Consider the following 19,874-nt stretch of genomic DNA (forward strand, 5'->3'; position numbering starts at 1 on the left):
CACCGCACCGACGCACGTCGTCGGAACGCGCGTTACCGCTCGATTCGCAGTTTCGTCTTCGCTTCGACGGCGTCGGCCTCCGCGAACTCCCCGCCGCCGAGGAGCCCTCGGGTGGCCTTCTTCGCCCACTCGACGGCGGGCTGGTCGAACGCGTTCACGCCGTAGAGTTCCCCCGCGAGCACGCAGGCCGCCTCGAGGCCGTACAGCAGGCCGCCGAGTTCGTACTCGTCGACGCGCTCGAGTTCGATCCTGACGTTCGGCCGGCCCGCGGCGGCGAGGCTGGCCTCGGTCGCCTCGAACTCGGCCTCGAGCAGTTCGCCCAGCGAGGCGTCGCCGAGGTAGGAGAGGGCATCGGCCTCCGCGGTCGGAATGTCGCGGTCCTCGCGCTCGCGGGGCGCGACGAAGGTCACGAGTTTGTCGCGCGGGCCCGCGCGGTACAGCTGTAACTGGGAGTGTTGATCGGTGGCGCCGAGGGCGCGGACGGGCGTCTGCCCGAGGTCGTCCTTGCCGAGGCTCTCGGCCCACAGCTGGGCGAACCACTCGGCGGACGTCTCGAGGGACTCGGCGTACGGCATCACCGCGTTCGTTCCGGCGCCGCGCTGATCGAGCGCGTAGGACGCCGCCCCGTAGGCGTAGGCCGGACACTCGAACAGCGATCCGGTGAGCGTCTCCGCCTCCGCGGCGGCGCCCTCGACCAGGGCGTCGAGGTCGTGCCCGCAGACGGCCGGCGCGACCATCCCGACCGCCGAGAGGGCGGAGAACCGCCCGGGGACGCCGTCGGGAACCTCGAGCGAGGGAAGGTCGTGTCGGTCCGCGAGGTCGCGCAGGGGGCCCGATTCGCCGGTGGTCACGATCGTTCGCTCGGTCCAGTCGACGTTCGCCTCCTCGAACGCCTCCCGAACGACGAGGAAGTTCGCGAGCGTCTCGGCCGTCGTCCCCGACCGCGACACGACGTTTACAGCCGTCTCCTCGAGGGGGAGGCGCTCGAGGTGGCTCGACACCCACTCGGGGTCGACGTTGTCGAGGTAGACCGCCTCCGTCTCGTCCTCGCTCCCCCCGCCGAGCGCGTTCGTGATGGTCGCCGCGCCCAGCGCGCTGCCGCCGATACCGACGGTGACGATGGCTTCGGCGTCCGCCACGGGTTCGACGGCGGACCGGATCTCGTCGGGGTCCGTCCGCTCGGGGAGGTTCAGCGCCTCGTACCCGTGTTCCCCGTTCGCCATCCCCTCCTCGATCCGTTCGTGTGCTCGCGTGACGTGCTCGTCGAGTCGCTCGAGGGACTCCCTCGAGACCCCCGGCGAGGCGACCGACGCCAGCGCGTTTCCGATGTCGACGTCCATGCGCGAGAGGGCGTCCGCCCGGCCTAAAGGCGTTCCGTCATGCGGCGGACCCGTTTCCGATTGGGCAATCCTACCCAACCGCCGGTCCGTGCAACCCCGACGAACCACCGTCGGGCGGGAATGAAAGGGGCTTTCGAAACGTTCGTTCGTCGTCGCAGAACGGAGTTGACGACCGAAAGCACAAACGATAGACGAAACGTCGAAACCGCTCCCCCACCTAAGGCCGTCCATGATCGAGTCAGAAGGCGAGAAGACGGGTACGTTCGTCGTCACCCACGCGGAGGCGGAGTCGGCCGTGATTCGCGACGTCGAGACGGCCCAGATCCACACCCTCGCGTCGAACCCCGGCCTCGAGGTCCGCGACGTGCTCGAGGCCACCGTCGCGCCCGAACCGCCGCTCGAGGTGACCTGGCAGGTCGTCGACGTCGTCGAGCGGCGGCGGGTCGACCTGGTCGACAGCGACCTCGAGCCGACCCAGCACGCGAGAGACCGGGCGGCGGAGACGCCCGTCGGCGAGTTCTCGCGGATCGAACGCGCGGGGAGCGGCGAGATTCACGTCTTTCGAATCCCGCCCGAAGACGCGGAGAACGCCGCGAGCGACGTCCTCGAGGACGAGGAGACGGTCGCCCGGGCGGCCCGACTCGAGGCGGTGCGCGTCGAGATCCGTAGCGACGTCGACGAGGGCGTGTTGAGCGTTCGTTACCTCCCCGATTGAGCGGCGGCGCCGTCGCTCGGGAGGCCGCTGCGTGGCGTTCTCCGTTCTCCCCGGTGACCATCGATTCGACCCGTCCGCTCGGGACCGATCCCGTCGACCGATCGCTGTGCGAATCCGAACCGGTCCGATGGTCGGACGTGTCGGGGGTTCTCGAGGTCGCGTGAGGGACGACCCGGCGCATCTCGAGTCTCGTGGGAGGTGAAATCCGGCGTATCGCGTGTGGAACCCCAACGTATCTTTCGGGACGATTCGTTGCGGAAATCCAGTAAGAATTGAGAAGGCTTACTTCGGCCGGCTTCCACTGCCCGGGTATATGGGGTATTTCGACGTACCGGAGATCGAATTCGACCGGTACACGAACCGCCAGCTCGTGGCGGTACCACTCGCAGTTCTCGCCGTCGCGTTGTTGATCCTCACCGGCTCGTTCCTGCTGTACGGAACGCCCGTACCTCTGGGAATGGACTTCACCGGCGGCACCGAACTGACTGTTCAGACGACGACGCCGGAAGAGGACATTGCGGCAGCGTTCGACGTGGAACCCGAGTCGGTCGATCGCGTTCAGACCGAAGAGAACCAGTACATCGTCCAGTTTTCCGGCGCCGATCAGGACTCGGAGGACTTGACCGAACAGGCAGAGCAAAACCTCGAGCAGGACGGCGACGCCGAAATCGTCCAGTCGCAGTCGACGATCTCCGAGAGCTTCGGCGACGAGGCGCAACGGACGGCGTTGCTCGGAATCGGGGTCGCGTTCGTCGGGATGAGCGTCATCGTCTTCCTCCTCTTTCGATCGTTCGTGCCGTCGATCGCGATCGTCGCCTCGGCGTTCTCTGACGTCGTGATCCCGCTGGGCTTCATGGCGATCGTCGGCATCCCGCTCTCGCTGGGAACCGTCGCGGCGCTGTTGATGCTGATCGGGTACTCCGTCGACTCCGACATCCTGTTGAACAACCACGTTCTCCGCCGGAGCGGTGGCTTTTACGAGAGCACGTACCGCGCGATGCGGACCGGCGTGACGATGACGGTGACGTCGATGGCCGCGATGCTCGTCATGGCCGTCTCGGCGTGGGTGTTCGGCATCGAACTGCTCACTTCCATCGGCCTCATCCTGTTCGTCGGCCTCGCCGCCGACCTGATGAACACGTACATGTTGAACGTGAGCTTGCTTCGCTGGTACAAGTTCCGCGGGGTGGGATCGTGAGCCCGCTCGGCGCCGTCAGGTCTCACTGGCGGCTCGGACTACTCGTGCTGTTCGTCCTCGGGTCGATCACGGCGCTGTTCGTCCCCGGGGGAATCGTCGCCGACGACTCCGTGGCTGGCGATAGCGAGGACTCCATGACTAACCTCCAGTTCGGCCTCGGCCTCGACGGCGGGACCCAACTCAAGGCCCCCGTGGTCGGCATGACCGCGGAGAACCTGGACCTCGAGCAGGACGAAGGCGACGAGCTCGAGTCAGACCTCCGGGAATCGCTCGATCTAGAGGCGGCCGACGTCATGGTGCGATACCACGACGACGGATCGGCCACCGTCGAAGTGTTCAGCGACGACGTCTCGGAGGGCGAGTTTCAGCGAGCGCTCGAGGACGCCGGCCAGGACGTCGACGACGACGATATCGATAACGAGGTGACCGACGAGACGCGAAACGAAGTACTGGAAACGGTCCAGGACAAGATCAACGAAGCGGGCCTCGAAGGCGGGACCGCTTACGAGGCGGAGGGACTCGACCGCCACTACATCGTCGTCGAAGTCCCCGGCATGACCTCTCAGGAACTAGAGGACCTGCTCTCCGACCGGGGCGTCGTCGAGGTCGTCGCTCACCATCCGAGCGATGACGACGACGGCAACCAGACGAACGAGACCGTCCTCACGCAGGAGAACATCGATACCGTCAGTCCACCGGAGTACAACGAGGAGCAGGGACACTACGTCTCGGTAACCGTCAGCTCCGATCACGCAGACGAGTTCGAAGGGTCCCTGCGGGACGCCGGCTTCGGGCAAAACCCCATGGCTTGCGAGGGGGAGGAGAGCCTCGGCGAATCCGGTCAGTACTGTCTGATGACGGTCGTCGACGACGAGGTCATCGACGCCCGCGGAATAAACACCGACCTCGCCACGAGCATCGAAGAGGGATCGTGGTCGCGAGATCCCTCGTACGTCATGCCCGCGGAGGATCAGGACGAGGCCCAGTCGCTCTCGATCAACCTCCGCGCGGGGAGCCTCCGCGCGCCGCTCGACTTCGACGACTCCCAGAGCAGGACGATCCAACCGGCGCTGGCCGAGCAGTTCAAGACCTACTCGCTGTTCATCGGCCTCCTCTCGGTGGTGACCGTCAGCGGCGTGGTCTACCTCCGATACTCCGACGTCAGGGTCGCCGCGCCGATGATCCTCACGGCGCTCGCGGAGGTGATCATCCTGCTGGGATTCGCGGCGGTGATACGCATGCCCATCGACCTCTCGCACGTCGCCGGGTTCATCGCGGTCGTGGGGACGGGCGTGGACGACCTCGTGATCATCGCCGACGAGGTGATGGACGAGGGGGACGTCAACTCCCAGCGGGTGTTCTCCTCCCGGTTCCGGAAGGCGTTCTGGGTGATCGGGGCGGCGGCCGCGACGACGATCGTCGCCCTCTCGCCGCTGGCCGTCCTGAGCCTCGGCGACCTCCAGGGCTTCGCGATCATCACGATCCTCGGGGTGCTGATCGGGGTGTTCATCACCCGACCCGCCTACGGCGACATCCTCCGCCGGCTTCTGACCGGCGAGAAGTGAGGGAACGGCGCTCGAGCACGCTCTCGCCACGTCCCGGCGACCTCGCGTCGCGATTTTCGGTTCGTGATCGCTCACGGAGTCGACGCCGAGTCCGTGCGTCGACACGTCGGGAATCGGGCGGACGCGACCACCCGCTGGCCGGACCGAACCGCGAGCGCGTCGGACCGGCGCGATCACTCGTCCCGACAGCGCGGACACCAGTCGACGCTCCCGCCGTCACCCTTCGCTCGAGAGAAATCGATCGAGACGGGTCGTTCGCAGTTGGTGCAGATCGGCATACCCGGCCACCTACCGGATCGGCCGCCAAGTGCCGATCCGCTGTATGTGCAAGCCCGTCAGAAGCCCTCGAGCGTCCGCTGTTCCGCCGCCGCCAGTACGGCAGCGCAGGTCGACCAGGACTCGCGGGCGAACGGCGGGAGGTCGCCGGTCTCCTCGACGTACGACTCGAGGAACGCGCGCGTGTTCGGATCGCTCGGGTAGCCGCTGCCGACGTCGCCGTAGTCGGCGTACTCCTCGGCGATGGCCGCGACGTGGGCGTCGCGTTCGACCTTGGCGACGACGCTCGCCGCGCCGACGAGCGGGGAGTCGTCGTCCGCGCCGTGCTCCGCGTCGACGGCCACCTCGAGCGAGCAGGTCTCGGCGACTCGACGGGCGAAGCGGTCCGCGTCGGTATCGCAGGCGTCACAGAGTCCTTCGATCGGCGTTTTGGACCCCTCGAGCGAACCACCGTCGGCGCTTACGTCCCCGCCCCCGTCCGCGGAACCGACGTCGGCGTCCGCGAGCGCCCGCTCGATCGCCTCCGCGTGGGCCTCGACGGCGAGGGTGTTCATGTCGGTGGCCGGATCGTCGATCCGGTCCGTCGTGACCTCGGCGACGCCTGTCGAGATCCGCTCGTCCTCGGCCAGCGACCTCGCCAACGCCTCGCGTCGACTCGGCGTCAGGCGCTTCGAGTCCGCGATCCCCTCGGGCAGGTCGGCCGGTTCCTCGAGCCAGACCGCGGCCGCGAACATCGAGCCGAACACCGGTCCCTTCCCCGCCTCGTCGACGCCGAACGGCATGCGAGATGGCTCGATGGGGAGCGAGAAAATCGTTGTGACTCCGTTTCGAACGAGGGTGCTCCGCGGCGCACCGGCCCGAATCAGTCAGCCGTCGCTTCCGGCTCCTCGTCCCGCTCCTCTCCGGCCTCGTCGCGGAAGAACGCCTCGCGCTCGAACGGTTCGTCCTCGCCGTAGACGCCCGTGACGTCGAGGGCAGTCACCACCGCGCCGGTCTCGAGCAAACCCGCGAGACTCGGCTCCGTACGGCCGTTGTCGCCGCTGATGAGCTCCTTCACGTAGAGGCCACCCTCGCCGTGGAGGCGGACCTCCGCGCGCGTGGGCTCGAGCAACTCGCCGTCGATCTCGTAGACGGTCCGCTCCCGGGTGAGGCTCGCGCGTCGGTGGTCGACCCGTTCGGGGGTGTACTGCTCGAGGGTCGCGCCCTCGAGCGCCTCGATGGCCTCCTCGAACGCCTCCTCGGAAACCGGGTCGTCGAACTCGACGTCGGCGCGGTACCGCTTGCTCGCGTCGTGCTCCTTGACCCGCTCGACCATCTCGTAGGTCGCGAGGCGCAGCCCCTCCACCTCGACCGCGCCGTCGGCCGCCTCGTTGATCCGGCGCTCGAGATCCGTCGGATCCGGACTGCGCTTCCGGGGGCGCTTGACCTCGAGGACGAACGGCCGCCCGTCGCCGAGCATGCGGGCGTCGACGTCCTCGCGGCCGGCGCCGTGGAACGTACCCTCGTCGCCGTCCATCGCCTCGACGACGTGCGGGCGAACGGTCTGCTCGACGCTCGTCGGGTACATGTAGCCCGTGCCGTCGCAGTAGTCGCAGGGTTCCTCGCCGTCGTCGCCCAGCTGGACACCGTCGCCGCCGCACTCTCGGCAGGGCCACTCCGTCTGGGGAACGTCCCGCTCGAGCTTGCGGTACCGACCGTATACGAACGCCGGGTTGATCTGGACGTCTACGGCGTGGCTCGTCACCGTCCCGGACTCGGACTCGAGGATCTCGAGCGGATCGAACGCCTCGAGGTCGACGATCGCGAGCACGTCCGGGCGGTCGAACTCGACCTCGGCGCCGGTCTTCGCGCCGACGCGGCGGCCGACCTCGCGGTTGCTCTCGCGCTTGAACGCCTCGCCGACCTCGGGGTCGAGACCGGCGTCTTCCCTGAGCAGGCGGTCGTTCTCCTCGACGAGCGGGGGGACCCGCGTCCCGACCTGGTAGGTGGCGAACTCGACGTCCTCGAGGGCCTCGGCGATGGTGTCGGCGATCGCGTCGAAGGTGCCGGCGTACCCCTCACAGACCCAGCAGTCGGCAGGGTCGACCGGCTCGAAATCGTCGTCGTCGGCCATCGCGACCGCGGTCCGGAGGGCCCGTCCGCGCTCGGCGTTCGACAGCCCGAAACTCCGGGCCGCGAACGGGCGGCCGAGACAGGAATCGCAGAGCGGGCCCATCTTCAGGAGCCCTCGAGCGTCGTCGATAAGGGTCATGCCCTGTGGTCGGATCGCCGGCCGTAACACGCTTTCTGTTTCCGACTCGTCCGGACTGGAGTCCCCGACTCGCCCGAAACGGGGCCCTCCCGCGCTCGGATCGCGCCGAGGCGTCGTCGGTCGGCGCAGTGACGACGGGGTCGGCCACGATCGCTCGCGCTCGCGATGATCCGTTTCCCGACGGTTAAACGAGCGACGATTGTCCCCGCGGCTTGAAATACGTCGCCTGCTAGGGGTCGCGTATGAAGGAACCTCGACTCGATCGGCGGACGTTCCTCGCGGCCGCCGGCGCGGGACTCGCCGGGGCCGCCGCGGGGTGTACGGAGCCGGGATCGTCGATCCCGGGCAGTAGCGTCAGCGAGATCGACCGCGACAACCTCGCCGAGGGCTCGACGTACACCGAGGTGTACGAAGCGACGATCGACTCCGTACTGCAGGTCCGCGTCTTCGGAGTCCCCGACCCGGACGGTGGCGAGGATCGGGGACGGGGGCAAGGATCCGGCTTTCTCTTCGGCGACGCGCACGTCGTCACGAACCACCACGTCGTCTACGACGCGGAGGAGATCGATCTCCGGTACATCAACGGCGACTGGACCGAAGCTCGCGTCGTCGGCACCGACTTCTACAGCGACCTCGCCGTCCTCGAGGTCGATCACGTCCCAGGGGCGGCCGACCCGCTTCCGATGACCGAGCAGTTTCCGGTGCCCGGACAGCGGGTGCTCGCCATCGGGAACCCGTTCGGTCTCGAGGGATCGATGTCCGAAGGGATCGTCAGCGGCGTCGACCGCTCGCTCACCCTCCCCGGACGGGAGTACGCGTTCCCTAACGTCGTCCAGACTGACACGCCGATCAACCCCGGTAACAGCGGCGGACCGCTCGTCGACCTGGAGGGGAGGGTGGTCGGCGTCGTCAACGCCGCCGGCGGCCAGAACATCGGCTTCGCCATCTCCTCGGCGCTCGCTCGCCGCGTCGTCCCCGAACTCATCGAGCGCGGGGAGTACGATCACTCCCGCGTGGGGATCCGTTTCGTCTCCGTCGACCGCCTCGTCGCCGAGGAGAACGACCTCGAGGAGGCCGCGGGCGTGATGGTCGTCGAGGCGAGCGGGCCGGCGGCCGACGCCGGACTCGACGGTGCGGACCGAACGGTCGAACGGCACGGTGAACCGATCCCCGTCGCTGGGGACGTCGTGCGGCGACTCGACGGAGAACCGATCCCCGACGAGCACGCGCTCTCGTCGTTCCTCGCCCTCGAGACGAGCCCCGGCGACGAGATCGCCGTGGAGTTCGTCCGCGACGGCGAAACGCGCGAGACGAACCTCGTTCTCGGAACGCGCCCCGACCCGAACGAGGAACCCCTGATGCCGAGTGGGGAGTCGACGTCGGAGTCGTCGTTCTGAGCGCCGCCTCGCCTGCGAACGCGTACTGACACCGGGTAATTGCTGCTTACCCGATCGACGACAGGAGTTCGAAGCGGAAAATACCCTGTACACGTTCGAATCCGTTACTGTATTTTCATCACGTCCGTTCGCAACGAACGAACCGATTCCTCGCTCGTGGCGGCCGATCGACAGGGGTAGCCTCTCGATTACTATACGTGAGTTTCTCGAACCGCCGAACGGCGAGAACGTGAATCGTCCCGCCCGCCCGTCCGATGCGATCGACAGCCGTTCCCCATCGATACCCATGTCAGACGAAGCGAACCCCCGTTCCGAACCCGCTGATGAACTCCCGACGACCGTTTCGCGCGAGTCGAACGAACCCGGCTTCGAACACGTCGTCGTCGAGAACGACGACGAGCCCGACGAGTGCGCGATCTTCCCCCGGGAAGCAACCGAGGTGGAACTGATGACGACCTGGATCTCCGCCAGCGGTGACGCGTTCACCGATCTCGCGTCCGTCCGCTGAGGTGAACCGAATGAGCATCGGGACGCCAGTAACGGCGATCGGATTCTGGCTCGGCACCCTTCTGCCGGTCTGTTACGTGCCGCTGTTCGTCGCCGGCATCGATTCCGCCGGCCGCCTCGGCCTCGTCGTCGCGCTCCTGTCGCTGCACGTCTTCGCCCTCGTCGTCGGTCACGACTATCCGGGGGCGCGGCCGTGACGGCCCTCCTCGAGCGGCACGTCGTACCGAACGGTGTGTAAGCTCGAACGCACCTCGTCTCCGATGACACCGTTCGAGTCCGGTCGTCGTGACCGCCACCGACGACCGTGAAAGAACTAAGCGCCGAATCGTGCTGCCAACTACCATGGAGACGAGATGTCCACTGTGCCGACGGTTCGTCCCGAACGAGTCCCAGCGCTGGTGTACGTGCGGAAGCGCGATGGATGCTCGATGCTACGACGCGCACGCCCCGTGGTGTGCGTCCGACGGCGACGAACGCTGGATCGGCGCCCAGGAACTGTGAGCGGCCGCGGTGGATCGCACGCGGCCGTTCCCGCGTCGAATCGACCGTTCGAACGATATAGGCCGACCAGACCTGTACCTACGTCGACCAGACCTGCACCCGCGGAGTCCCGCAGGCGTCACACCGGACCGCCCGGTTCCCCTTGTACTCGTTTCTCTCGAGTTCGCCCTCCGAACAGACGGGACAGTCGCGACCCTCGAGGATCGCGAGGAGTTGCTGCCCGTCCGACTCCGATTGTGCCATATCTCGACCGCACACCCACGGCGGAGGAAACGGTTCACCATGCCTGTGCAACTCGTTCGACCGTTTCACTGCTCAATCGAGGGATTTCACACGCGACCTACGACCCTCGATTCGAAGCCCGTCGGCCACAATTCCCGCTTGGGCCTCGAGTCTCGACGCCGTCCGCGGTCGTCGCGTTCCGAAGGGACTATTCCGACGTCGGCGAAACCCTCGAGGGATGTGGCCCTGGGGACACCTCGCCGTCGCCTACCTGTTGTACTCCGTTTACGCGGCCAGGCGGTACGACCGCGCGCCGCGCGCCCTCCCGGCGATCGCCGTCGCGATCGGCTCGCAGTTTCCCGACCTGATCGACAAACCGCTCGCCTGGACGTTCGACGTCCTTCCGGGCGGTCGGACGCTGAGCCACTCGCTCCTCTTCGCCGCCGCGTTGGTCCTCGTCGTCTTCGTCGCCGTCCGCCGATTCGACCGCGTCGATCCGACGGTCGCATTCGCTTTCGTAATCGGACACGTCGTGCACCTGCTCGCGGACATCCCGCCGTCGACGCTTCGAGGTGACTTCACCGGAACGACGTACTTCTTCTGGCCCGTCGTCCCCTATCACCCGGTGGACGAACCCGGGGGGATCATCGACGCGTTCCTCACCTACGAGATGGGCACCTACGAGGTCGCGCAACTCGGCCTGTTTGCCGTGGCGATCGCCGTCTGGTACCGCGACGGCGCGCCCGGCCTCGAGTACGCCTCGCGCACCCTCAGGCGGATCCGCCCCTCGAGTTCGTAATCGCTCCCGTTTCGCCTCCCGCCGGCCGAAATCGTCGCCCCTTTCCCCCCGCCCGGCGTCGGTTCGGGTCACCATGGCCCAGCGTCAGTTCGTACTCATCGGCCACGACGTCCCGACCGCGCCCGACTTCTCGCTCGACGACCTCGCCGGCGGCGCCGGTCGCCTCGACGCCATCTGTCGATCCGTCACGTCCGCGTTCGTCACCTCCCACGGCATCCGCGAGGACGTCCGCGTCCACCTCGTCGCGCGGGACGAACTCGCGATCGTCTTCGACGGCGCCGACCTGCGCAGGCTCAACCCCGACGAGCGCTCGACCGCCGCGTTGATCCGCAAGGCGCTCGAGCACCGCGACGAGGCCATCGGCGCCCTCCCGGCCGAACCGAGCCCCGGGATCGAGGTCTACCGCCGCGGCGTCGAGGCGACGCTCGAGACCGTCGCCGAAGAAGGGACCGTGGTGCAGCTCCACGAGGACGGCGAACCGATCGTCGACCTCGAGGGTGACGACGACTCGGACGCGGACGCCCTCGAGAACCCGATCTTCGTCCTCTCCGACCATCGCGACTTCACCGACGAGGAGGCCGACCTGCTCGCCGAGGCGGCCGACCGGCGCGTTCGACTCGGTCCGCGACGGCTCCACGCGGACCACGCGATCACGATCGCGCACCACTATCTCGATACCGACGGTTACCGGACGTTATGAGGGCGCTCGAGGGGGACTTGACTCGAGCGCCGGCCGACCGGCGGGGTTTTCGCAAGGGTTAAACTGCCGGGCGAACTCGATTCGAATGCGGGCCGGTGGGGTAGCTTGGTATCCTTCGGCCTTCGGGTGGCCGTAACCGCAGTTCGAATCTGCGCCGGCCCACTATCCCTCACAGCGACTCGGGAGTCGTGGGTAATCGCCTTATAGCTCAGGGTCAAGCCTGTCGCACGCGGGAATACGAGGGGAGAGTCCACTATGGCTCATAGTGGACGTCCGGGCCCGCGCGCGATTAGGCGTGGAGCTACCAGGGTGGACGTGAAGCGATATGGTAGGTGACAGTCCCGCGGCTGAATGACCTTACCACGCACTTCCAGCCTGTCCATTAATGCAGTACTCTTTTCGTTTGTGTTCTTCACGAGCGTTCTCCTTGGTCCTCGTCAACCATCACTGTCAACTCGGTATTGTCCGCGACCCCGTTTCAAAAGACATCTGGAGTTTGCCAGTTCCCACCGACACTTACTAAGTTTTGAATCGAAACTAGACAGTAGTGTAGAAAACTACAGTTGATCACCGTTGTTACTCGTCGGGCATGCAGAGTTTCGCCTTATAAACACCAGAGAATCAAGTACGGGTAGTGTGATTCAATATTTGGTACATTGTCTGCCGAATAGCAACCCAATGGATTCCAGAATGATGGACGGTTCTACATGCATACCTTTTTGTCTGAATACCGGACAAAGCCTTGAGCTTCGGCCGCTATCTTCACTGTTCACAAAATCGTCTAGGGTTACGCCGCCTGTCGCATGATCCTGTTCCAACTCCGTGACAATCTCTTTTTTCTTCACGGTCAATCGCTTCTCCAGAATTTCTTGCATTTCAAAAGCAGCCATCTTCCCAGTTAACTCCTCAATCTGTTTTGCACGGCTCCGTGGCGCACTGTACACGATTCTGTACTCGTTTTCAAGCAGGTCGTTGTTGTTCACTTCTAGCTCTACAATGTCGCACTTTCGGCCGTAGTCTATGAAGTTGGAATACAGAACCTCTTTTTCTTCGTCTTGATAGTTAGAGAGGATCGCGTTTATCACCGTCGCGTTTGCTGTCACGCAAGACGCGCAGATGCCGACCGAGCTTCCGATCGACGGAGAAATGCAGGTCGTCACGCGAGGCCTCCCGGAGGTCCACGGCGTTGCGATGACACCACTCACGAGCACCATCATCGCGGGGATCGTCGGGCTGTTACTCATGCAGGATGCCCGGAACGTCGATGGCCGGCTGGTGTTGGCAGGCTACCGGGCGCGCGAGGTGATCCTCGCTCGTCTCGGAACGCTCAGTGTTCTGGTAACGCTGGTGACGGCGGTCACCGTGGGTGTCGTGGCCTACGACGTGATGCCCGAACAACCGGCGTTGTTCGTCCTCGCTATCCTTCGTGGTAACGCTCCTGTACGGGTTCGCCGGGATGGTGCTCGGCGTCGTCTTCGACAGGGTGGCTGGCCTGTGGACGATTCTCGTCGTCTCAATGCTCGACATCGGCCTCTTTCAATCACCGCTCTTTCCGATGGGCGAAGACGCGTGGTGGGTGAAAATGCTCCCCGGATACCATCCGATGGAAGTTGTCTTCGACGCAGGCCTCACAGCACAATCGGATACACTCGTACATTTGGGATGGGCGCTCGGGTATCTCTTTCTCGCCGGGGTGATAGCCGTCCTGCTTTTCTATCGACTCACTGGTGGTCAACGTACGTCCCGCTTTCAGGTGATTCCATGACACAGAACTCAACAGTCGCAGTAATCGGTGGTGCAATGGCTGGCCTGGCGGCCGCAGAGGGATTCCACGATTCGGGCTTCGACGTGGATCTCTACGAACGCCAGTCCTACACGAACAAACGCGTCAATTGCGGGGAAGCGATGACCGCTGTGTCTTCGATCCCGCTGGAGCCCACGGAGGAAAATGGGTCCCTCAATCAGCTTCCAGCAATGGAAGTCGAAGTGTACGATAAAGCAAGTTCCGGTCGTCGCTGTACCGGACGCGGCGAATTTACTGCACGCAATACGTACATCACCGACCGAAACGTCGTCGAGCGCACGTGGGCTGAACGGTTTACCCAGAACGGAGTCGCGGTTCACGAAAATCAACCGATTTCCCGAACAGAATTTCACGAGTTCACCAACATGTACGATGTGATCGTTGACGCTACCGGCCAGCCATCGCTTACCAGTAAAGCGCTGGGGACGACTGACGAGTACTCAGGTCACCTCGTTGCGCTCAATGCTGACGTAGAAGGTGACTTCACCGATCTCTACCCGAACAGCCGAATCGTCTTGGAAAACTATACCGGATATTCGTGGGCGTTCTCGAAGACCCCAACGCGTGCCAACGTTGGCATCGGGTGGGTCGCCAGCGAGCGGCCCGACGATTATATGGCTGGGCTCAAGGCAGCGTGCAAGCGTAACGGGTGGCCAGAACCCTCACAGAATCGCACCAATATTGCGATTATTCCGGAAGGCCCGAGTCTCGATCCCGCGTGTACCTACCTGCCAGAATATTCCGTCGTTCGCGTCGGCGACGCTGCCGGCATCGCAAACCGATTATCGGGAAAGGGTATCTCACAGGCCGTTCAATCCGCGTACCTAGCAGCGGAGTTAGCGGCTGATGGGCGGTTACACGAGTATCCAGACCAGTTGTACCGAACGATGAAAGCAGAGTACCTGCTCGCAACGATCATTCGGTATTTCATTGAGGCGCGCAAACCGCAGATCCTCGGTGCAGCAGTTCGAGCAGGCTCGGGGTTAGACATCGAAGAACTCGATCGTTCACCTGGAAAAGTGTTGGCTCGACTTGCGGAACACCCGATCCTGTTCGGGAAGATGTTCTTGAGAAGTGGCGTTCTCAGGAGGGTTTATGCGGCCATGACTGGCCAGTGGGAGTTTGGTAGTCAGCAACCCGTGACACAGGTGACCCACCAATGACAAAGGAGCACAGTTCCGGACATTCGACAGCCATGCTGGTCTGCTGTGCGATGAAAATCTTCCTTATCGGGTTTCTCATCCTTGGCTGGGGTACCAGTGGCTTCGCCCTGTCAACAGGAAACTGGATCCTCCTCGGTGGCGGCCTTGTGGTGATCACCGTTGGAGGGGTCCTCTACATGCAGTATCGACGCAGTTCGAGCTACAATTCTCCCGGTGAGCTAGCTGACTGATCACCCACAGATTAAACATCCAACTCACAACTTCACATGAGCGAACACCTCCTCGCAAGACGGTTTCAGCGCATCCGACAACCAGGCACGACTGAATGGTGGGTAACTTACCTCGTGGGGCCACCGCTCCTCGTATTCATCGGTATCGTCCTCTTCCCACGGATCGTTTACGACCAGTTCATCTGGCAGTACCTCTGGGGGCCGGTCGTCGCCGACGCTGCCGGTGAGCCGGTAACCCGCAACGGTGTTACTGCGACCCCAGGGTACACGTTCGTCAATACGTTCGTTTATCTCGGGATCGTTGGGTATAGCCTCCCTGGGCTCCGGCTCCTGTACAAACATCTCGATATCGAGCTCGATGAACGCCTCGTGTTTGTGCTCGTCCCATTCTTCATTGCCGGCGGGGCGATGCGAGCGCTCGCAGACGCGTCCCTGCTCGGCGGATTAGAAGTACTGTTCATCACGCCACCGATCTACCTCATCGTTGCAGTAGTCGCCCTCGGCGCACTCGTTCTTGGAGAGGCACTACCACGGAGAATTCCGGGTTCAGGGCCAACGGTTGTAGGAGTCGTCGGTAGCATCTGGGCGGTGGGAGCGGTCGGGTATACATTGCTGTACGGTGGGACGTTGGCTGAGACGTTTCGGCCTGCCGTACCGTTATTCACCCTGACCGCCGCTGGTGCTCTTACAGTCGGTTTCTACGTTATTGGACGTGCCGGGATTATGACTGCGTTCACGCGTCCGATCTACCTCTTGGTCGCCTTCGGGCAGTTGTGGGACGGGGCGCAGAACCTCGTCGGGACGGCATTGTTCGGATATGAGCCTAAAATGTTACTTACACACCATATTTACGAACTAACCGGGGTTTCGAGTTCAACGTTCCTCCTCAAACTCGGTCTCGTGCCGATCATCGTCTGGATACTCGCGGATAGTGAAGACGAGATGGAACGTGGTTGGTGGTGGCTGCTCGTCATTGCCGTCATCGCCGTTGGGCTCCCGATGGGCGTCCGTGGCAGTCTTAGAATGATGCTTGGAATCTGACCATGACCGGGGAACAATCGCATCCGCTGTTTGCTGCTCTGTACGATCCAGTACTGTGGGTCGTAGAACGGACAGTACTCTACCCGCATCGGAAATACCTGGTTCAAGACCTCGACGGACGAGTGCTCGATCTCGGTGCTGGTACCGGAGCGATGTTTCCGCTTTTCGACAAAGCTATCGAGTCCAATCGATCGATCGAATTCCACGCAATCGAACCTGATCCACACATGCAGCGACGGGCACGAGATCGGGCCGATGCGCTTGACCTCGACGTCAAAATACGGCCGGAACGCGCTGAGTCGCTTCCGTACCCTGACGACTCGTTTGACGTCGTCATCGCCTCGATGGTCTTCTGTACGATCACAGATGTCGATGCAGCGGTTGGGGAGGTCGTCCGTGTGCTCAAGCCAGGCGGTGAGTTCCGGTTCCTCGAACACGTCGCTGACGACGGATGGCGACGGCGAGTACAGGACTTGCTTGCACCAATGTGGAAGAGGGCTGCCGGTGGGTGTCATCTGACCCGGCGGACACCATCGACGTTCGTTAGAGCGGAGGCATTCGACGTCATCGAACTCGAACGGCTGTCGATCGGTGTTACGCCGGTTCGTCCGTTCGTCCGGGGGCGATTCTATCGCCGTCGATTAGTCGATTCTCATCCGCTTGGAACCGTCGGCACAGAAACAAACACTCTGAAGGTAGAGTCATAATACCATGGTCGATACGTCGAGACGTGCAGCTTTGCTGGCCAGTGCGAGTGCAATCGGAATCGCTTTTGCAGGGTGCCTGAGCGACGGATCCGGGGATTGGGAAACGGACGAATCGATTCCGGTGACGGCCGCGACGATGTACAAGGGACCGAGTTGCGACTGCTGCGATGTCTACGCGGAATACCTCGACGACGCCCTTACGACGAATCTTGAGACGGTCGTTTCCGAGGATCTCGAGGCCCTGAAGGACGATCGCGGGATTGACTCCGACATTCGAAGCTGCCACACCGTGGAACTGGACGACTATCTCGTCGAAGGTCACGTCCCGGCTGAAACTGTTTCCATGCTGTTCGAAGACGGTCCTGACATCTCCGGAATCGCGTTACCAGGAATGCCGTCTGGGTCTCCAGGAATGGGTGGTGAGAAAGACAAAACATGGACAGTGTACGAGATTCGGTCCGGAGACGATCCGTCAGTATATACAGAACTGTGACATGGCCAATACTCCGATCCCCTCGAACGAGTGCTAGAAGCCAGTAAAGCCGGTATGACGGAATATGACCTTGAGACATCGGCGTGTCCGGACTTCTCATGTGAGATTTCGAGTAGCATGTCCGTTGGGCAACCTTACGCGCTAATCGGAAGAGGTAGACCCGTTCGTGATTAAACGCAGAATAACAACCGTGAAGCGAAAGCAGATCGATGGAATTGTCGCTCTCCTAATCGGCACGATCGTCCTACTCGGCGGGGTTGTGACGTGGCAAGCCTACCAGCAATGGACGTCGCTGAACGAAATGGGCGGTCACATGGGAATGGACACCGCCACAGTTCACGGAACGAATCCAGCGTGGTATCTGCTCGGAACGATCGTCGCCGCGAGCATCGTGGCTGGCGTCTATATCGGGGTCCGGGAGCGGATTAGTTCGCCATCTACTACGCAAAACGAACTCCCTCCCTCTTCAGAGGAGTCGGATCAATCGGATTCGTCAGGGGAATTCCTGACCGAGCGTGTCACGTCATCCGATAGGGCACCAAACCGGAGCGTGCTCGATCTGCTCCCTGACGACGAGCGTCGCATCCTCGAACCTGTCCTCGAATCGCCCGGACTGACGCAAATTGAACTCAGAGATCGATCGGATTTCTCGAAGAGCAAGATCAGTCAGACAGTCACGGCGCTCGAAAAACGCGGGCTGCTGTATCGGGAACCGCAGGGGAGAACCTATCGCGTGTACCCGAGCGATGATCTCGAACGCGACCGGTAGATGAATGTCAGTCGAAAGAACACTGGAGACGTTGGATACCGTAAGGGACGAACGATTTGCGAGGAAAGAAACGTTTAGATCGTCCTAGAAACGTTCTCGGACCGTATCCTGAATGTGTTCACATCCATATCCATAACCGTGAACCCGTCCTAACTACGCTTGAGGTGAAATGCAATGAAAACTCCAGTAATGCGCTTAGTCCTGATCGGAGTGCTCGTCGTCGCACTCGTCGGTGCAGTTTCTATCGTGAGCGCAGATACGAACGAGAACGTGACGGCTGATGACGAAGTCGGGTACATGGGGCAGATGGCTGATCACATGAGCGATCACACCCCCGGTGAGCATCACGACGGTGATAACGCCGAGCACCACGCCGAACACGCTGACCAACACGCCGAACACCATCCGGACGGCAATCACTGCTGAACTGCCACTGAAAATATTTTGATCGTGACGGGCCCTACTTCGGCGATTACACGAGCGGAAACGTATCGGCAAAAGAGTGATTGGCACGTCCCCAGTACGTCGATTTGATGATCGAGAAATTTCTCCACTGGTTTGGATACGCATTCGCTCATCTTTTGTTCCTGAGAGCCTCTACAGAAAAAGCAGGCCGAGTGCCTCGGGGCTTGACCCCGAGGCGGTTCACGTGATGCAGTCCGGGTGAAACGTCCCGACTTTGAGCGTCTCCCCCTCGAGTGCTTTAAACATGCGTTCCCCTTCGATCTCCTCTCCACAAACGTCGCACTTCACCGATAACAACACGCTCGCTAGTTAGTAAAGCCTGTTGGGAGTCCTCACGGAGTAACACGACTACGCAGGCGTGAAAAATAAACTATGTCGTGCACATAATTATAATTCCAACATGTTATTAGTCGTTAGTTTCGAAACTGGCAACTTGATTTGTATCATCGGCTTTGTCACTCAATACATCGTCATTACCGATCTCATCAGTGTCTCCGGTAAATGCGAAGACTTTGTAACTTTCACCTTTATTTATTGTTCCTGATGACCCGTTCAAGTATTCCTGTGAAGAACCAGCTGAGGTTAAAATATCTCTATCTTCCCCTTTAACAACTTTTCCTTCACTATCGACTACAGCAACACCATCCGCATTACCCATTTCTTGTACTTCAACAGTTGCGTTGTGACCGCTGCTATCAGTTTCAGCACTCACAGCGGCGTTGATTTGTCCACCACCTAATGAATCTCCCATGTCCAACACGAACGCCGCAATCACTGCCGCGAGGATTACAGTAATTGCGACCATCAAGATCATACCAATTACTGGGCTGACGGCTCGCTCATTATCGTTACCGATTAGCTTCTTTGTCCATTGCATGATTGTATTGTTCCGCAAGAAATCCGGCAGAAGGCTTATCATACCCACCGTTGAGCATTCGGATGACGGATTACGGGGCTCCACCCACACTCTCCGTCGCCTTCTGTCACTTTCTTGCGTTCGACAGTACCCACGTTAGCCAGTGGTAATAAAGGTATTCGATAGTGAAAGTCATCCGATCTGAATCGCTTTCAGAGACGATAATCAGTGGCGCGCAGAATGATTCCAGCAGTTCCTTGAAACGGCGCCGCCTGCCGGTTATCAGATTTGAAACCGTTCCGACGACGCGAAGCGAAGCGGACTCCTGAAGCGCTACGATGACAACCAGCGAACTGTTCGGTAGCTGATCCACACGGTCGATTGTGCTCGAGTCGTGCGTGCGTCCGGAATCTTGGTGTCGATACGACACGCTCGTGACGGCGCGAGGGTCCTGCGGTCCTCGAGGGATTTTCCACGAGCGTGCGGATCGGTCGACTCGTGCGAGGGCGCTACTCGAGGTAACCGAGCGCCTCGAGTCGCGTTTCGACCTCGTCCTGGTCGACCTGGTTCGCTGTCTCGAGGTCGGACGCGTCTTCGACGCGCCCGAGAACTTCCTCGAGGACGAACGCGACGTACTCGTCGGGGGTATCGAACGGACTGTGAGAGACCCGATCGCCCACGCGACTGTACACGGATTCCGGCAGTTCGATCGATTTCGACGCGTTCAACGTGTACGGTTCGTCCATAGTCAGCCTTGCCGTCCGGTCCACATAGTAACGTATTCCATACTGACGGTCTCGCGAAAATCCGTATTGGTGGTTTGACGTTACGTCCTGGGACGAACGGAGCCTTCGAACCGGGGTCGTTCCGAGAAC

At 62.2% G+C, this 19,874-nt stretch carries 24 protein-coding genes and 1 tRNA gene; 18 read left to right on the forward strand and 7 right to left on the reverse strand.

Translation table 11 applies throughout. From position 1 onward, the window contains the following. Positions 1 to 32: 32 nt before the first annotated feature. Positions 33 to 1,340, reverse strand: coding sequence for a glucose-6-phosphate isomerase (locus tag RJT68_RS06050; protein ID WP_407039474.1), 1,308 nt, complete (start codon positions 1,338 to 1,340; stop codon positions 33 to 35). A 229-nt stretch (positions 1,341 to 1,569) separates the two neighbouring features. On the opposite strand from RJT68_RS06050, the gene RJT68_RS06055 reads away from it, so the two are divergent. The 3 genes from RJT68_RS06055 to RJT68_RS06065 all read left to right on the forward strand — a co-directional run bounded on the left by RJT68_RS06055 (position 1,570) and on the right by RJT68_RS06065 (position 4,818). Beyond that, positions 1,570 to 2,055 (forward strand): DUF5812 family protein, encoded by a 486-nt coding sequence (locus RJT68_RS06055; RefSeq protein ID WP_407039475.1) that lies wholly within the window; start codon positions 1,570 to 1,572, stop codon positions 2,053 to 2,055. 313 nt (positions 2,056 to 2,368) lie between these two features. Continuing rightward, the gene (gene secF / locus RJT68_RS06060) at positions 2,369 to 3,253 is read left to right on the forward strand and encodes a protein translocase subunit SecF (RefSeq protein ID WP_407039476.1); all 885 of its coding nucleotides are present in this window, start codon (positions 2,369 to 2,371) and stop codon (positions 3,251 to 3,253) included. Then, positions 3,250 to 4,818 carry a preprotein translocase subunit SecD gene (locus RJT68_RS06065; protein WP_407039477.1) on the forward strand — a complete coding sequence of 523 codons (1,569 nt, stop codon included), beginning with the start codon at positions 3,250 to 3,252 and terminating at the stop codon, positions 4,816 to 4,818. Before secF ends, RJT68_RS06065 begins: the two co-directional genes overlap by 4 nt. Positions 4,819 to 5,153: 335 nt before the next feature. On the opposite strand, the gene rnhB is transcribed toward RJT68_RS06065, so the two are convergent. Both rnhB and RJT68_RS06075 read right to left on the reverse strand, forming a co-directional pair. Then, the gene (gene rnhB, locus RJT68_RS06070; RefSeq protein ID WP_407039478.1) at positions 5,154 to 5,876 is read right to left on the reverse strand and encodes a ribonuclease HII; all 723 of its coding nucleotides are present in this window, start codon (positions 5,874 to 5,876) and stop codon (positions 5,154 to 5,156) included. An 80-nt stretch (positions 5,877 to 5,956) separates the two neighbouring features. Next, positions 5,957 to 7,345: a tRNA pseudouridine(54/55) synthase Pus10 gene (locus RJT68_RS06075; RefSeq protein WP_407039479.1), complete on the reverse strand. Its 1,389-nt coding sequence runs from the start codon at positions 7,343 to 7,345 to the stop codon at positions 5,957 to 5,959. Between the two features lie 242 nt (positions 7,346 to 7,587). Here RJT68_RS06075 and RJT68_RS06080 point away from each other — a divergent pair, with 242 nt between their 5' ends. From RJT68_RS06080 to RJT68_RS06095, 4 genes are all read left to right on the forward strand, one after another. Then, the gene (locus RJT68_RS06080) at positions 7,588 to 8,742 is read left to right on the forward strand and encodes a S1C family serine protease (protein WP_407039480.1); all 1,155 of its coding nucleotides are present in this window, start codon (positions 7,588 to 7,590) and stop codon (positions 8,740 to 8,742) included. A 286-nt stretch (positions 8,743 to 9,028) separates the two neighbouring features. Continuing rightward, entirely contained in the window at positions 9,029 to 9,250 is a 222-nt protein-coding gene (locus tag RJT68_RS06085) for a DUF7511 domain-containing protein (RefSeq protein WP_407039481.1), read from the forward strand. 10 nt (positions 9,251 to 9,260) lie between these two features. Further along, positions 9,261 to 9,446 (forward strand): hypothetical protein, encoded by a 186-nt coding sequence (locus tag RJT68_RS06090; RefSeq protein ID WP_407039482.1) that lies wholly within the window; start codon positions 9,261 to 9,263, stop codon positions 9,444 to 9,446. Positions 9,447 to 9,591: 145 nt separating this feature from the next. Continuing rightward, the gene (locus tag RJT68_RS06095) at positions 9,592 to 9,750 is read left to right on the forward strand and encodes a hypothetical protein (RefSeq protein WP_407039483.1); all 159 of its coding nucleotides are present in this window, start codon (positions 9,592 to 9,594) and stop codon (positions 9,748 to 9,750) included. A gap of 78 nt (positions 9,751 to 9,828) precedes the next feature. Here the strand turns inward: RJT68_RS06095 and RJT68_RS06100 are convergent, their stop codons facing one another. Then, positions 9,829 to 9,993 (reverse strand): HVO_A0556 family zinc finger protein, encoded by a 165-nt coding sequence (locus tag RJT68_RS06100; protein ID WP_407039484.1) that lies wholly within the window; start codon positions 9,991 to 9,993, stop codon positions 9,829 to 9,831. Positions 9,994 to 10,210: 217 nt separating this feature from the next. Here RJT68_RS06100 and RJT68_RS06105 point away from each other — a divergent pair, with 217 nt between their 5' ends. The 3 genes from RJT68_RS06105 (at position 10,211) to RJT68_RS06115 (ending at position 11,633) form a co-directional block, all read left to right on the forward strand. Further along, positions 10,211 to 10,771, forward strand: a complete 561-nt coding sequence (locus RJT68_RS06105; protein ID WP_407039485.1) for a metal-dependent hydrolase — start codon at positions 10,211 to 10,213, stop codon at positions 10,769 to 10,771. A gap of 73 nt (positions 10,772 to 10,844) precedes the next feature. After that, positions 10,845 to 11,471, forward strand: a complete 627-nt coding sequence (trmY, locus tag RJT68_RS06110) for a tRNA (pseudouridine(54)-N(1))-methyltransferase TrmY (protein WP_407039486.1) — start codon at positions 10,845 to 10,847, stop codon at positions 11,469 to 11,471. Positions 11,472 to 11,560: 89 nt separating this feature from the next. Continuing rightward, positions 11,561 to 11,633, forward strand: a tRNA-Pro gene (locus RJT68_RS06115). 479 nt (positions 11,634 to 12,112) lie between these two features. Here RJT68_RS06115 and RJT68_RS06120 read toward each other — a convergent pair. Further along, positions 12,113 to 12,715 (reverse strand): hypothetical protein, encoded by a 603-nt coding sequence (locus tag RJT68_RS06120; protein ID WP_407039487.1) that lies wholly within the window; start codon positions 12,713 to 12,715, stop codon positions 12,113 to 12,115. A 182-nt stretch (positions 12,716 to 12,897) separates the two neighbouring features. Between RJT68_RS06120 and RJT68_RS06125 the strand changes: the two genes are divergently transcribed. The 8 genes from RJT68_RS06125 to RJT68_RS06160 all read left to right on the forward strand — a co-directional run bounded on the left by RJT68_RS06125 (position 12,898) and on the right by RJT68_RS06160 (position 18,104). Then, entirely contained in the window at positions 12,898 to 13,236 is a 339-nt protein-coding gene (locus RJT68_RS06125; RefSeq protein WP_407039488.1) for an ABC transporter permease, read from the forward strand. After that, positions 13,233 to 14,438 (forward strand): NAD(P)/FAD-dependent oxidoreductase, encoded by a 1,206-nt coding sequence (locus tag RJT68_RS06130; protein ID WP_407039489.1) that lies wholly within the window; start codon positions 13,233 to 13,235, stop codon positions 14,436 to 14,438. Before RJT68_RS06125 ends, RJT68_RS06130 begins: the two co-directional genes overlap by 4 nt. Further along, positions 14,435 to 14,668 (forward strand): hypothetical protein, encoded by a 234-nt coding sequence (locus RJT68_RS06135; RefSeq protein WP_407039490.1) that lies wholly within the window; start codon positions 14,435 to 14,437, stop codon positions 14,666 to 14,668. The genes RJT68_RS06130 and RJT68_RS06135 overlap by 4 nt, the downstream gene beginning before the upstream one ends. 36 nt (positions 14,669 to 14,704) lie before the next feature. Beyond that, the gene (locus RJT68_RS06140) at positions 14,705 to 15,709 is read left to right on the forward strand and encodes a DUF63 family protein (protein WP_407039491.1); all 1,005 of its coding nucleotides are present in this window, start codon (positions 14,705 to 14,707) and stop codon (positions 15,707 to 15,709) included. Positions 15,710 to 15,711: 2 nt separating this feature from the next. Further along, entirely contained in the window at positions 15,712 to 16,416 is a 705-nt protein-coding gene (locus tag RJT68_RS06145; RefSeq protein ID WP_407039492.1) for a class I SAM-dependent methyltransferase, read from the forward strand. Positions 16,417 to 16,420: 4 nt separating this feature from the next. Further along, positions 16,421 to 16,909 carry a DUF411 domain-containing protein gene (locus RJT68_RS06150; RefSeq protein WP_407039493.1) on the forward strand — a complete coding sequence of 163 codons (489 nt, stop codon included), beginning with the start codon at positions 16,421 to 16,423 and terminating at the stop codon, positions 16,907 to 16,909. A 190-nt stretch (positions 16,910 to 17,099) separates the two neighbouring features. Next, positions 17,100 to 17,678, forward strand: coding sequence for a helix-turn-helix transcriptional regulator (locus RJT68_RS06155; RefSeq protein WP_407039494.1), 579 nt, complete (start codon positions 17,100 to 17,102; stop codon positions 17,676 to 17,678). Between the two features lie 174 nt (positions 17,679 to 17,852). Further along, entirely contained in the window at positions 17,853 to 18,104 is a 252-nt protein-coding gene (locus RJT68_RS06160; RefSeq protein ID WP_407039495.1) for a hypothetical protein, read from the forward strand. A gap of 445 nt (positions 18,105 to 18,549) precedes the next feature. Here RJT68_RS06160 and RJT68_RS06165 read toward each other — a convergent pair whose 3' ends face one another. Both RJT68_RS06165 and RJT68_RS06170 read right to left on the reverse strand, forming a co-directional pair. Continuing rightward, entirely contained in the window at positions 18,550 to 19,020 is a 471-nt protein-coding gene (locus RJT68_RS06165) for a type IV pilin (protein ID WP_407039496.1), read from the reverse strand. Positions 19,021 to 19,508: 488 nt separating this feature from the next. Then, complete coding sequence (locus RJT68_RS06170) at positions 19,509 to 19,745, reverse strand: hypothetical protein (protein WP_407039497.1); 237 nt, start codon at positions 19,743 to 19,745, stop codon at positions 19,509 to 19,511. Between the last annotated feature and the right edge of the window lie 129 nt (positions 19,746 to 19,874).

Source organism: Halovalidus salilacus, from assembly GCF_031852275.1.
In the GTDB taxonomy this organism is placed as follows: domain Archaea; phylum Halobacteriota; class Halobacteria; order Halobacteriales; family Natrialbaceae; genus Halovalidus; species Halovalidus salilacus.